Here is a 13,024-nt window from a genome sequence, read left to right on the forward strand (position 1 = left end):
ATGAAGGCTCTGCCAGGGTGGGTTGTCCGAGTTGGGCCAGTTTGGTGATCGATGGAGAATCGAGGCTGCCAACTCGGCTGGATTGCAGAGGGGATTCAGTGGGCGACGAGGTCGAGATGGACGGCAAGGAGGGCAGGCTGCTCGCCGGCCGGTACCGGCTCGCCGATGTTCTCGGCCGGGGCGGGATGGGCACCGTCTGGCGGGCAAGCGACGAGGTCCTGGGCCGCACGGTCGCGGTCAAGGAGCTGCGCTTCCCCGGCGGGGTCGAGGAGGACGAGAAGCGTCGTCTGATCACCCGCACCCTGCGCGAGGCCAAGGCGATCGCCCGGATCCGCAACAACGGCGCGGTGACGGTCTACGACGTGGTCGACGAGGACGACCGGCCGTGGATCGTGATGGAGCTGGTCGAGGGCCGCTCGCTGGCCGAAGCGGTCCGCGACGACGGCCCGCTCACCCCGCGGCGCGCCGCCGAGGTCGGCCTCGCGGTGCTCGACGTCCTGCGCGCCGCCCACGGTCAGGGCATCCTGCACCGGGACGTGAAGCCGTCCAACGTCCTGATCTCCGACGACGGCCGGGTCGTGCTCACCGACTTCGGCATCGCCCAGGTCGAGGGCGACCCCTCGGTGACCTCGACCGGCATGCTGGTCGGCGCGCCCTCGTACATCTCGCCGGAGCGGGCCCGCGGCCAGAAGCCGGGCCCGCCCGCCGACCTGTGGTCGCTCGGCGGCCTGCTGTACGCCTGCGTCGAGGGCGTGCCCCCGTACGACAAGGGGTCGGCGATCGCCACCCTGACCGCCGTGATGACCGAACCGGTCGAGCCGCCCAAGAGCGCCGGGCCGCTGGAGGACGTCATCTACGGCCTGTTGGTGAAGGACCCGGCGAGCCGGCTCGACGAGGCCGGGGCGCGGGTGCTGCTCCAGGAGGTCGTGCACGCCCCGGAGCCGAAGCCGGAGCCCCCGCTGGACGCGACGCGGGCGATGACGCTGCCCACCGCGCCGGTGGAGCCGGCGGAGCGCACCCCGGGGAAGGCCCCCAAGACCACCAGGCCCGCCAAGCCCGCGGCGAAGCCCCGCGTGCCGAGGAAGCCGAAGGGGAAGCCGACGGTTGGCGCGGCCGGTGCGGCCGGTGCGGCCCGGCAGGCACCGGAGGCGACGGGCGGCGCCGGCGCTGTGGCGAAGCCGGCGCCGGCGCGGGAGTCCGGCCAGGGTGCCGAGGACGGCAGGGACGGCAGGGACGCCAAGGACACCACCGCGGCGAAGCCGGCCGCGTCCACGACCGCCGCGAGCGGTTCCGCGGCGCGTCCCGGGTTCGACGCGGAGGCCGCCAAGGAGCGGGTGCGGGCGGCCCTGACGTCGGTGCGCAACGCCGCCGCCGCGGCCCGGTCGGACTCCAGACCCGGCGACGGGGACGGCCGTCCCGCCCCGCCGCGCGCCTCGGTGACCGATGTCGTCCCGCGCCGCACGCTGATCATCGGGGTGGTCGTGGTCGTCGTCGTCCTCGGGACGCTGCTGGCCCTGGTGTTCAGCAACGGCGACAGCACCGACTCCGCCGGCAAGGGCGGCAAGGACGCCAACCCCACGGCCGCGAGCCGGGACGCGAACCCGTCGGCCGACGCGGGCCAGGGCTCCGCGTCGGACGGTGCGTCCGCGCCGGGCGGGCCGAAGCCGGGCGGCACGCCGGGCGGCGGCAAGGAAGGGGCCGGCGACAAGAAGGGCGGGGCGGCGGTCCCGGACGGTTTCGCGCAGGTCACCAACGGCGGGTTCCACTTCGCCATGGTGATGCCCAAGGGGTTCAAGCAGACCGACACGGCCGGGCAGAACTCCGGCGCCATATACAGCGCCTCCGGCGGTTTCCCGCGCATCCAGGTCGACTACAACGACTCGCCCGGCCAGGACGCCGCGGCCGCCTGGCGTGGTCAGGAACCCGGCGTGGCCGGCTCCAGCGACAACTACCACCTGCTGGGCATCAAGGCCATCGGCTGGCGCGGCTACCCGACCGTCGCCGACTGGTCGTTCACCCGCCGGCAGCACGGTGAGGACGTGCGGGTGCTCAACCGCGGCTTCCGCGCCGACGACAACCACGGCTACGCCATCATGATCACCTGCAAGGCGGGCGCCTGGGACGACAAGGAGTGCCGGGAGCTGCGGAACACCGCCTTCCGCACCTTCGCGGTGAAGGACTGACCCGACGCCGTGCGCCGGCCGGCCCCCGGCCGGCGCGGACGGACACGGCGCGCGGCGCGGTCCGACGGGCTCAACTGTCGGTGCTGCCCCGTATCGTGAGAAGTCCACAGTCGTACGCATCCGCCCCCGGCGGGAGCGGCGCACGCTGAGGGGAGGCGCGTCGTGGACGAGTACGCGGGGAGAGTGCTCGCCGAGCGCTACCGCCTGCCGGCCCGGCCGGCCGCCGACGGGCCCGACGCCGCAGCGGACGGCTTCGACGTCACCTTCGACGTCTCCTGCCCCGACCGGTCCCCCGTGACCCGGGCCTTCGACACCTACAGCGGCCAGGAAGTGCTGATCCGTCAGGTGCCGCTGCCGGAGGTGGTGGACGCCGAGATCGTGGCGGGCGGCGACGGCGGAGCGGACGGGTTCGCGGCGGACGGGCGTGCGCAGGATGGTTTCGCCAGCGGGGCTCCGGCCGGCCGGTCCGGCCGCTGGGTCGCGTCGGGCGCCGACCGCGACCCCCGGGACCCGGTCGTCCGGCGCGCCCTACAGGCCGCGACGGCCGCCGCCCAGCTCCCCGACCACCCCCTGCTCGACCAGGTCTTCGACGTCTTCACGCAGGACGGCAGCCTGTGGATCGTCGGGGAGCTGCTGCCGGCCCGGCCGCTGGCCGCGCTGCTCGCCGGCCGGCCGCTGAGCCCGCACCGGGCGGCCGAGATCGCCGCCGACCTGCTCACCGCGCTGCGCGCCCTGCACGCGCACGGCTGGCTGCACCGCAACGTCACCGCCCACACGGTCCTGGTCTGCGACGACGGCCGGGCCGTGCTGACGGGGCTGGCGGCCGGCGCGGCCCAGGAGGCGCTGTGCGGGTACGACCCGGTGCCGAGGGCGCCGGCGGCGGTCTCGCTGATGAAGGCGGCCGCCGGGAGCGGTGCCGGGGACGCCTGTGAGGAGGGCGGCGCGGGCGCGACGGAGGGCGGCCTGACCGGGTTGGCCGCCGAGCGGGCCCGGCAGGCGCGGCTCCAGGTGGTCGGCCCGGTCACCGAGCGCTGGGCGCCGGAGCAGGCCGGACCGGTGGACGGCAGCGGCGGGCCCCTGGGGCCGGCCGCGGACCTGTGGGCGGTGGGCGCCCTGCTGTTCCGTGCGGTGCAGGGGCAGCCGCCGTTCCCGGAGGACAGTGCCGTCGAACTCACGCGGCTGGTGCGGGCGCAGGCGCCCGCCGAGGCGGCGGCGGGCGGGGTGCTGCGGCCGGTCATCGAGGCGTTGCTCTGCCTCGATCCGGCCGGGCGGCCGGGGGCCGAGGAACTGCGCGGTCGGTTGCGGGCCCTGGTGCGGACGGCGCCGGAGCCGGACCTCGGCCGTCGGATGGTGTCCCTGCCCGCGCTGGAGGGGCCCGCCGATCCGCGGCGGCTGCCGATCCTGCGGCGGCGGGGCGAACTCGTCCGCCGGGGGCGGCCGAAGAGGCCGCGGGTCCGTCCGCGGTCCGCGTCCGCGGGGCCGTCCCGGTCCGCCGGGCGGTCCGCGGTGGCCCGTCCGCCCAGGGCGCCCCGGTCCTCGGCGCGTTCGACCGGTGCGGGGCCCCAGGCGGGGGAGTCGCTGGGGCGGGTCGGGGTCGGTCCCGCGGCGCAGCGGGAGCCCGGGCGGCGGGGGCGTGCCCCGCGCAGCCTGGGCAGGGTGCTGCTCACCGTGATCCTGCTGCTGGTGGTGGCGGGGATCGCCTACGCCGTGGTGTTCCTGCCGAAGTCCGGGAGGAACGCGGCGGGCGGACCGTCCGGCGCGGACCTCTCCGGGTCCGCGGGTGCGGCGCCCGGCAGCAGCCCCGCCCCCTCGTCCGGCGCGGACGACGGCAAGGGCGCCGGCCGCCCGCCGGGCGCCGGCACGCCGCAGACCACCACCCCCGGGGATCTCGCCCCCGGTTTCACGCTGCGCACCGATCCCGCGGGGTTCCAGATCGCGGTGCCCAAGGGCTGGCAGCGCCGCACCGGCCCGGAGCGCGGCCAGGTGCGCTACGCGGGCGGCGGCTACGAGCTGCTGGTGGTGCCCGGCCGCGACACGACCGCGCGGTTCGGCGCCGATCCGCTGGCGTACCAGCAGGACGCGGAGCCCGAGTTGGCGGCGTTCCGGGGCGCCGGTTGGTCGTCGGCCGCCGGGCTGCGGCGCATCGACGTGGGTCAGACCGCGATGGCCGAGGGGACCTTCAGCTGGCGGGACGGCGGCGGCCGCCAGGTCTACGCCCGCAACCTCGCGATGATCGACCGGGGCCGCTACCACCTCGTCCTGGTCATCGGCCCGGAGGCCGGCCGCGCCGAGGTGGACCGGTTCTACGCCCAGGCGAGCAGCGCCTACCGCCCCGACCGGCCCTGAGGCGTCGGGTGCCGTCAGGGTTCACGGCCTGCTCAGTTCGCGTTCCAGCGGGGTGCGGAAGCGCGGGGTGACGCGGGTGTCGCCGAGCCAGTCGGCCAGCCGGGCCGCCTCGGCCGCCACCGCGTCGTCGGCGGCGCGGCCCCCGTCGGACAGCAGGCGCCAGACGATCTCGCCGTCGGGGCGCTGCGCCCAGCTGCCGATGATCCGGCCGTTCCACCACACCGTCGGCCCGATGTTGCCGCTGCGGTCGAAGAGCCGGGGCGTCAGTGCCGGGTCGAGGTACCAGTCGCGGGCCTTCCAGCCCATCGCGGTCGGGTCGAGCGCGGGCAGCAGGGCGGCCCAGGGGCCGGGCGTCGGCACGGGGTCGAGGTCGTCGGGCAGGGCGACGCCGGGCGTGGTGGTGCCGTCGTCGCCGTGCAGCGTGACCTCTGCGGCGCCGAGGTCGGCCAGGGCGCGCCGGGTGTCGGTGAGCGTCCAGCCGGTCCACCACCTGAGGTCCTCGACGGTCGCCGGGCCGTAGGCGGCCAGCCAGCGGCGGGCGAGCGCGGCCCGCGCCTCGGGGGCCGGCGGGGCGGGCAGGTCGGCGAGCGCGGTGCCCGGTGCCCAGCGGAAGGTGCTGCTGGTCCAGCCGCCGCGCGGCCGGCTGCGGCGGACGCTGCCCTCGGCGGCCAGCACCCGCAGCAGCCGGCTGTTGACCGAGACGGTGGCCTGGTAGGGCTTGCCGGGGGAGTCCACGACGGTGGCGCGCAGTTCGGGGACGTCGGCGGCGAGCTCGGTGGCGGTCGCCTCGCCGCGGGCGGCCAGCGCGGCCAGCGCCCGGTCGGTCACCTCCGCCAGGCGCGCCTCGTCCCAGCCCAGGCCGTCCCGGACCCACTTCACCAGGCCGCGCCGTTCCCGCGCGGCGATGGGGCGGGCCGCGGCGGACGCGACGACGGGTGCCAGTTCCGTGCCGAGTGCGAAGAGGGTGCGGCGCATGCACAGCATCCGCACCAGCGACCGGTCGTCGTACAGCGCCCGTTCGACCTTCGTGCGGTCCGGTGCGCGCAGGCGGGCGCAGGCCGCCAGGTGGACGGTGGCCGGGTCGCTGGCGTGCAGGGCGACGACCGCGTCGGCGGTCTCCTCGGCGGTGGCCGCCCGGTGCTCGGGGGCGAGCAGGTGTCGCCGGGCGAGGCGGGCGCGGCGCTGGGCGGCGTCGATCCGGGGCCGGGTGGCGGGTGCGGGGCTCATGGCGCCCGACGGTAGTGGCGATCTAGGACAGTGCCTGTCCGCGAGGGGTGGGGGGCGGGGCTCCGAAGCGTTCGCGTAGCTCCTGTTTGAGCACCTTGCGCAGGGTCGCCCCGCGCGGCAGGGCGGGCAGTACCTCCAGCCGTTCCGGGAGCTTGTGCCGGGCCAGTCCCTGGGCGAGCAGGTGCGCGGTGACCGTCGCCAGCGTCACCGCGGCGGCGCCCGGCGGCTGTTCGACCACGGCGCAGACCAGTTCGCCGCGCTCGGGGTCGGGCAGTCCGATGACCGCGGCGTCCGCGATGTCCGGGTGGCCGTAGAGGAGGTCCTCGACCTCCCGCGCGGAGACGTTCTCGCCCTTGCGGATGATGATGTCCTTGAGGCGGCCGGTGATGACGAGGTGCCCGGTGGGGGTGAGGTGGCCGAGGTCGCCGGTGCGCAGGAAGCCGTCCGCGTCGAACGGGGTCGGTTCGTCCAGGTAGCCGCGGCAGACGGCCGGGCCGCGCAGCAGGACCTCCCCGCTCCCCGGCGCGATCCGGATCTCCATGCCGGCGGGCGGTCGGCCGTCGGTGGTGGCCAGCGCCTCGGGGGTGTCGTGCGGGTCGCCCATGGTGACCATCGGGGCCTCGGTGAGGGCGTAGCCGTGGGTGAGTTGGCAGCCCAGCTCGGCCACCACCTCGTGGTAGAGCGCGGGCGGTTTGGGGGCGCCGCCGCCGGCCAGCAGGCGCAGCGACGGGAGCAGGCGCCGCCCGGGCGGCAGGGCGCGCTGGGCGGCGAGGAAGAGGGAGTAGAAGGCGGTGGAGCCGCCGGCCACGGTGACCCGGTGGCGGCGGTAGGGGGCGAGCGCGGCGGGCAGGGCGAAGTGCTCCATCAGGACGGCCGGGATGCCGTGGACGAGCAGCATGACGGTGTAGTCGGGCCCGGCGACGTGGGCGTACGGGAAGGCCATCGAGCCGACGTCGTCCGGGCCCAGGCGCAGCGCGGCGGCCAGGCAGCTGCCGGCGGTGCGCAGGCTGCGGTCGGTGTGCAGCACGCCGCGCGGGGCGGCGGTGGTGCCGGAGGTCCAGTGGATCCAGCGGGGTGCGTCGGGGTCGGTGGGCGGCGGGGGCAGGGCGGCCGGGTCGCCGTCCGGCAGGGTGTCGTACGCCTCGACGATGGTCGGCGGCGCGGGCAGCTCCGCGGCCAGGCGGTGCGCCATCGCGGTGTGGTCGACGCCGCGCCGGACGCCGGGGACGAGCACGTGGGTGGCGCGGGTGCGGCGCAGCACCTGGCCCAGCTCGTGCTCGCGGTAGAGCGGCAGGACCGGGCTCTGCACCGCGCCGAGCCGGGCCAGGGCCAGGCTGACCAGCACCGTTTCGATCCGGGTGGGGAGTTGCCAGACCACCGGGCTGCCGGGTGCGACGCCGTGCGCGGCCAGTCCGGCGGCGACCCGTTCGGCGCGCTCGCGCAGGTGGCCGAAGGTGATCCGGCGCTCGTCCCGGGCGGCCTCGGCACCCTGGATCAGGGCGGTGGCGTCCGGTGTGCGGGCGGCGCGCCAGGCGACCAGGTCCCACAGGGTGCCGCCGGTCATGTGGCCCTCCCCGACTCGTTACTGACGCTTCGTCAGATCAGGGCCCGAGGGTAAGGGGCGACGCCTTGTCGGTCCAGGGGGCCGGCGCTAGCCTGAAACTGACGAGTCATCAGATATGGGTGGTGCGGGGCGACCGGCACCCGGTGAGGGGAAACGATGGCGAACCGAACCGAGCCGCCGCGCGGCACCGGCGCCGACCGCACCGCGGGCGCGCCCGCCGACCGCCCCGGGGCCCACCCGGCGCCGACCCACCGGGACCGCTGATGGACCTCACCTTCACCGAGGAGGAGGAAGCCTTCCGGGCCCGCCTGCGGACCTGGCTCGCCGACGTGCTGCCGAAGCTGCCGCCGAAGCCCGCCGCCACCGACTGGCCCGGCCGGCGGCGCCATGACGCGGCCTGGCAGCGGATGCTCTACGACGCCGGGTACGCCGGACTGCACTGGCCGGTCGACGCCGGCGGTCGGGGGGCCACCCCCACCCAGCACCTGATCTTCCTGGAGGAGACCGAGAAGGCCGGCGCCCCCTACGTCGGCGCCAACTTCGTCGGACTGCTGCACGCCGGCCCGACCATCGCCGCCGAGGGCACCGCCGCCCAGCGCGCCCGCTGGCTGCCGCCGATCCTGCGCGGCGACGAGATCTGGTGCCAGGGCTTCAGCGAACCGGACGCCGGCTCCGACCTGGCCGCGCTGCGCACCCGGGCGGTCCGGGACGGCGACGCGTACGTGGTGACCGGCAGCAAGATCTGGACCTCGCACGCCGAGGTCGCCGACTGGTGCGAACTGCTCGTCCGCACCGACCCCGAGGCGCCCCGGCACCGCGGCATCAGCTGGCTGGCGATGCCGATGGACGCCCCCGGGGTGACCGTGCGGCCGTTGCGCACGCTCGCCGGTTCCACGGAGTTCGCCGAGGTGTTCCTCGACGAGGTCCGGGTCCCGGTCGACCACCGCATCGGCGCCGAGCACGACGGCTGGCGGGTGACCATGGTGACGCTCTCCTTCGAGCGCGGCACCGCCTTCGTCGGCGAAGTGGTGGCCTGCCGCCGGGTGCTCGCCGAACTCGCCCGCACCGCCCGGGCCAACGGCCGCTGGGACGACGCCGTGCTCCGCCGCCGACTGGGCCGGCTGAACGTCGAGTTCGCCGCCCTGTGGCGGCTGACCCAGTGGAACGTCAGCGAGGCCCAGCGCACCGGCGGCGTCCCCGGCACCGGCGGTTCGGTCTTCAAGCTGCGCTACTCGCACGCCCGCCAGGAGCTCTACGACGCGGCGGCCGAGGTGCTCGGCGGTCAGGCGCTGGACGCCGCGCACCCCTGGGTCGCCGACCGGCTCTCCGCCCTGTCGTACACCATCGCCGCGGGCACCTCGCAGATCCAGCGCAACATCGTCGCCGAGCGGATCCTCGGCCTGCCGAAGGGGCGGTGAGCGGCCGGTGGACTTCCAACTCACCGCGGACCAAAGGGCGTTGCGGGATGGCACCCGGGAGCTGCTGACCGGCCGCTTCGACCGCGACCGGCTGCGCGCGGCCGTCGACGACCCCGCACTGGACCGCGCGCTGTGGCGCGAACTGGCCGACGCCGGGTTCTTCGCGCTGCGGCTGCCGGAGGCGGACGGCGGGGTCGGGCTGGGACTGCCCGAGGCCGTCCTGGTCTTCGAGGAGGCCGGCCGGGCGCTGCTGCCGGGGCCGCTGGTGGCCGGCCACCTGCTGGCCGACGCGGTGGACGGCGTGGCGACCGGCGAGCGGATCGTCGCGTTGTGTGACGGATCGGCCGAGCCGGTGCTGTGCGAACACCCGGCCGACTGCGACCTGTTGATCTTCCTGGAGGGAAGTGCGCCGGAGCACGTCGGCCGGGCGCGCCAGAGTGCGCCGGCCGAGGTCGCCCGCGCCCCCTACGCCTCCGTCGACCCCCTCACCCCGCTCGCCCGCGTCACCGACTCCGCGCACGGCACCCCCTGTGACGGCCTCGACGTGCCCCGGTTGCGCCGCGAGGCGGCCCTGCTGACCGCCGCCCAGCAGCTCGGCAGCGCGGCCCGGACGGTGGAGATGGCGGTCGGACACGCCCGGCAGCGCACCCAGTTCGGCGCGCCCATCGGCTCCTTCCAGGCCGTCAAGCACCTGTGCGCCGGGATGCTGGTCCGCGCCGAGCTGGCCCGCGCCGCGGTCTACGCGGCGGCGGTGACCGGCGACGCGCTCGACGTCGCGGGCGCCAAACTGCTGGCCGACGAGGCCGCGGTGCACAACGCCCGGGACTGCCTCCAGGTGCACGGCGGCATGGGCTTCACCTGGGAGGCCGACGTCCACCTGCACCTCAAACGGGCCTGGCTGCGGGCCGCGGCGTGGGGCGGTGCGCAGGACGCGACGGAGCGGTGGGCGGACGCCCTGGTGGAGTGAGGGCGTGCGCCGGCGCTCGTGGATGATCACGGAGCGTGGCGGTCGCGGCGTCGGTGTCAGACTCTGGCAACCCGTGTGCGGAATGTCGGATGCCGCATGCAGAAGCGGTCACGGAGGGTCGATATCGGGTTGTGTCCTAGGCGTGACTCGTCACAGGCGGGAGTCGGCGGCCCGCTCGGGTACGCTCCGTGGGGTGCGAGTGGTGCGTTGGCGCAACGGTCACGGTGCCGTCGGAAGGACGGCTCCGGGGTACCGACTGCACGCCGCTCGCCTCGGGCGAGGCCCCGACGACCCCCCATGTTCGACTCCCCGCGCTGTGCGTCGCACAGTATGCCGCACGCATACTCCCTTGCGCTGGAATATGCCCGAAGCGGTTGTTGCGGTGACTGAACGTCAACCATGCTGTGCTTCGTCGGAGTCACGCACCGTGACTCCGTGGAGGCGCGAGGCGATGTTTCCGCCGGTTCGGATGGTGTGAGCGGTGCAGGTGCTTCAGGTGCAGTTGGAAGTGCGGCCCGACCCCGCGGAAGTGGGGCGGGCCCGACGGTGGGCCCGGTCGAGGCTCGCGGGGTCGGGCATAGGGGCGGACGAGCCGCTCGCCGAGACGCTGATCCTGCTGATCTCCGAGTTGGTCACCAACGCGGTGGTGCACACCGGCTCGGCGGCCCGGCTGCGGATGTGCTTCTCCGGGTCCGGTGCCGTGGTGGCCACCGTGCGGGTCGAGGTGGTGGACGCCAGCGCCCGCCCGCCGCGCCCGCGGCACGCGGAGGGGGACGACACCAACGGCCGCGGCCTGGAACTCGTCGACGGCCTCGCGGACCGCTGGGGGTGGCAGCAGGAGGGGGCCGGCAAGCGGATCTGGTGCGAGGTGGACCGTGGGCAGTCGCTCCTGATGACGGCCGGCGCGGACCTGGGCACGTACGACCCCGCTTGCGCCGCGACAAATAGGGCGTAGGCCGCTGAATCGGTTCGCCTGGCGGGGAGTGGGTCCAGGTCAGGTGTTGATGCGGTGTGCCCCGCGCCGCCACCGGGCCGGCCCGAGGCGCCCCGCCGCGCCTCAGAGCACCGCCACCGGTGCGACCGGACTCCCGGTGCCGCCGACGAAGGGTTCCGCCATCGCGGTCAGCAGGAAGGCGTAGCGGCCCTCTTCCGCGCAGGCCGTCGACAGCTCCTCCAGGTTCCAGTTCTGGCCCTGGAGCATGCCCATCTCGACCAGGTGCAGGGCGTGCACCGGCAGCCACAGGCCCTCGATCTCCGGTGGGAAGGTCTCGAAGACCAGGGTGTCGTTGGCGACCGCGGCGACGTCGCGGGCGTGGAACCACTCCGGCGTGCGCAGCGACAGTCCGGGCGTCGGCATCGCGTACGCGTCCCGGTCGCCGGCCAGGTAGTGCTGGAGCTGTCCGGTCCTGACCAGCACGACGTCGCCGGCGCGGACCGTCGTGCCGGCCCACTCCTCGGCGGCGTCCAGGTCCTCCGGCGTGATCGCGTGCCCGCCCGGCAGCCGCTCGGTGCCGCGGGCCCGGGCCACGTCGAGCAGCACGCCGCGGGAGACGACCGGAGCGGCCTTCTCGATGCCCAGGGCGGTGGCGCCCCGGTGCGGGGTGACGATGCCGGCGGGCCGGCCGTTGTAGAACCGCCCGGAGTGCGAGACGTGGGTCAGGGCGTCCCAGTGGGTGGCGGCCTGGAGGCCCATGGTGACGGTGTCGTCGGAGACGGCGACCGTGTCCGGACCGAAGAGCTCGTGGTTGATGGCGACCATGGTGTGCAGCGGGTTGACCCGCCCCAGGATCATGCCGTTCTGCACGCCGTCCTGTTGGAGCGGGAGGGCGAGCGGGACGCGGCGGCCGCTGCGGACGGTCGCGGCGGCGGCGCGCACCACGTCCGGGGTGATCAGGTTCAGGGTGCCGAGTTCGTCGTCCGGTCCCCAGCGGCCCCAGTTGTTCACGCGTCGGGCGAGGTCGTGGAACTCCTGCGGCAGGGGCATGGGTGCTCCTTGGCGTCGGGTGCGGTCGGTCGGTGCCGAAGAGGGGCGCGGGCGGGGGCGGTGCGCCGATGTCTCCGATGGTGCGTCCTGTGCCGTACTGGCGCATCGTGCCACCTTGGGCCTTCGGGGTTGCGTCCGGGGTCTTGTGCTCGCACCGCGTCTGCTCAAAAATCTAACGGTCCGTCAGAAACCGTGGGAAGGGGCGCGGCATGGGGAACTTCTTGGCCGGCAAGGTGGTCGCCGTCACCGGGGCCGGCCGCGGCATCGGCCGGGCCGTCGCCCTGGCGGCGGCCGCCGAGGGCGCGAAGGTGGTGGTCAACGACTACGGCGTCTCCATCGAGGGCGGTGAGCCCAGCAGCGCGGTGGCCCAGGCGGTCGTCAAGGAGATCGAGGCGGCCGGCGGCACCGCCGTCGCCGTCGCCGACGACGTCGCCACCATGGCCGGCGGCCAGCGCATCGTGGACACCGCGCTGGCCGAGTACGGCCGGATCGACGGCGTGGTGTGCGTGGCCGGCATCCTGCGCGAACGGATGCTCTTCAACATGTCCGAGGAGGAGTGGGACCCGGTCGTCGCCACGCACCTCAAGGGCACCTTCACGGTGTTCCGGGCCGCCGCCGCGGTGATGCGCAAGCAGAAGTCCGGCACGTTGATCGGCTTCACCAGCGGCAACCACCAGGGCAGCGTCGCCCAGGCCAACTACGCCTCGGCGAAGGGCGGGATCATCTCGCTGGTGCGCAGTGCGGCGCTCGGCCTGCACAAGTACGGGGTCACGGCCAACGCGGTGGCGCCGGTCGCCCGGACGCGGATGTCGGCCAACGTCCCGATGGAGCTCAAGGAGATCGGCGAGCCGGAGGACGTGGCGGCGTTCGTCGTCTACCTGCTCAGCGAACGGGCGCGCACCGACGGGGTCACCGGCCAGGTCTACACCGTGGCGGGGCCGAAGATCGCGGTGTGGGCCCAGCCGGTGGAACTGCGGGCGGTGCACGCCGACGAGGAGCGGCCGGACGGCGCCGACGGGGGCCGGTGGTGGACGCCGGAGCGGGTCGCCGAGGCGGTGGCCGGGCCGGTGGGCGTCGACCCCATGCCGATGCTGGCGCAACTGGAGGAGATGGCCAGGGCGGCGGCGGCCAAGGAGCGGCCCAATTCGTAGGCCCACGTTGTCGGCGTTTGCGCCGTTGCGTCTGCGGCGTGGGCTTCTTCCCACGTTGTCGGCTTTCCCGCCGTGGGGGTGCTGTTTGCGCCTGCGGCGCGGGCGTTGTCCGCTGCGCGGGGCTGTTGGGTGGCGGTGACGGGCCTGCGGGGGTGGTGTGCAGGACTGCTGCGCTTTACGTCCT

Annotated in this window: 9 protein-coding genes; 6 read left to right on the forward strand and 3 right to left on the reverse strand. The window is 75.3% G+C overall.

The annotated features are described in order from the left end of the window. The first annotated feature begins 98 nt into the window (after positions 1-98). Positions 99-2,183 (forward strand): protein kinase domain-containing protein, encoded by a 2,085-nt coding sequence (locus ACJ6WD_RS37730; protein ID WP_407617500.1) that lies wholly within the window; start codon positions 99-101, stop codon positions 2,181-2,183. A 162-nt stretch (positions 2,184-2,345) separates the two neighbouring features. Further along, on the forward strand, positions 2,346-4,529 hold the full coding sequence (locus ACJ6WD_RS37735; RefSeq protein ID WP_407617501.1) for a serine/threonine-protein kinase: 2,184 nt from the start codon (positions 2,346-2,348) through the stop codon (positions 4,527-4,529). 21 nt (positions 4,530-4,550) lie between these two features. On the opposite strand, the gene ACJ6WD_RS37740 is transcribed toward ACJ6WD_RS37735, so the two are convergent. Continuing rightward, the gene (locus ACJ6WD_RS37740; RefSeq protein ID WP_233658887.1) at positions 4,551-5,756 is read right to left on the reverse strand and encodes a winged helix DNA-binding domain-containing protein; all 1,206 of its coding nucleotides are present in this window, start codon (positions 5,754-5,756) and stop codon (positions 4,551-4,553) included. Positions 5,757-5,778: 22 nt separating this feature from the next. Next, positions 5,779-7,320, reverse strand: a complete 1,542-nt coding sequence (locus ACJ6WD_RS37745; RefSeq protein WP_407617502.1) for a class I adenylate-forming enzyme family protein — start codon at positions 7,318-7,320, stop codon at positions 5,779-5,781. A gap of 263 nt (positions 7,321-7,583) precedes the next feature. Here ACJ6WD_RS37745 and ACJ6WD_RS37750 point away from each other — a divergent pair, with 263 nt between their 5' ends. The 3 genes from ACJ6WD_RS37750 to ACJ6WD_RS37760 all read left to right on the forward strand — a co-directional run bounded on the left by ACJ6WD_RS37750 (position 7,584) and on the right by ACJ6WD_RS37760 (position 10,660). Then, positions 7,584-8,738 carry an acyl-CoA dehydrogenase gene (locus tag ACJ6WD_RS37750; protein ID WP_233658878.1) on the forward strand — a complete coding sequence of 385 codons (1,155 nt, stop codon included), beginning with the start codon at positions 7,584-7,586 and terminating at the stop codon, positions 8,736-8,738. A 7-nt stretch (positions 8,739-8,745) separates the two neighbouring features. Continuing rightward, positions 8,746-9,705, forward strand: a complete 960-nt coding sequence (locus ACJ6WD_RS37755; RefSeq protein ID WP_331247709.1) for an acyl-CoA dehydrogenase family protein — start codon at positions 8,746-8,748, stop codon at positions 9,703-9,705. Between the two features lie 481 nt (positions 9,706-10,186). After that, on the forward strand, positions 10,187-10,660 hold the full coding sequence (locus ACJ6WD_RS37760) for an ATP-binding protein (RefSeq protein WP_016575401.1): 474 nt from the start codon (positions 10,187-10,189) through the stop codon (positions 10,658-10,660). A gap of 102 nt (positions 10,661-10,762) precedes the next feature. Here the strand turns inward: ACJ6WD_RS37760 and ACJ6WD_RS37765 are convergent, their stop codons facing one another. Next, positions 10,763-11,689, reverse strand: coding sequence for a cyclase family protein (locus tag ACJ6WD_RS37765; RefSeq protein WP_407617503.1), 927 nt, complete (start codon positions 11,687-11,689; stop codon positions 10,763-10,765). Positions 11,690-11,898: 209 nt separating this feature from the next. On the opposite strand from ACJ6WD_RS37765, the gene ACJ6WD_RS37770 reads away from it, so the two are divergent. Beyond that, a complete protein-coding gene (locus ACJ6WD_RS37770) occupies positions 11,899-12,840 on the forward strand; it encodes an SDR family NAD(P)-dependent oxidoreductase (RefSeq protein WP_233658876.1) in 942 nt (313 codons plus the stop codon). Positions 12,841-13,024: the final 184 nt, after the last annotated feature.

Origin of the sequence: Streptomyces sp. VTCC 41912, from assembly GCF_045799175.1 — a bacterium.
Classification (GTDB): Bacteria; Actinomycetota; Actinomycetes; order Streptomycetales; family Streptomycetaceae; genus Streptomyces; species Streptomyces albulus_C.

Coding starts and splice junctions, on each gene's coding strand:
- ACJ6WD_RS37770 (WP_233658876.1), top strand. CDS start 11,899: ATGGGGAACTTCTTGGCCGGCAAGGTGGTCGCCGTCACCGGGGCCGGC.
- ACJ6WD_RS37750 (WP_233658878.1), top strand. CDS start 7,584: ATGGACCTCACCTTCACCGAGGAGGAGGAAGCCTTCCGGGCCCGCCTG.
- ACJ6WD_RS37765 (WP_407617503.1), bottom strand. CDS start 11,689: ATGCCCCTGCCGCAGGAGTTCCACGACCTCGCCCGACGCGTGAACAAC.
- ACJ6WD_RS37740 (WP_233658887.1), bottom strand. CDS start 5,756: ATGAGCCCCGCACCCGCCACCCGGCCCCGGATCGACGCCGCCCAGCGC.
- ACJ6WD_RS37745 (WP_407617502.1), bottom strand. CDS start 7,320: ATGACCGGCGGCACCCTGTGGGACCTGGTCGCCTGGCGCGCCGCCCGC.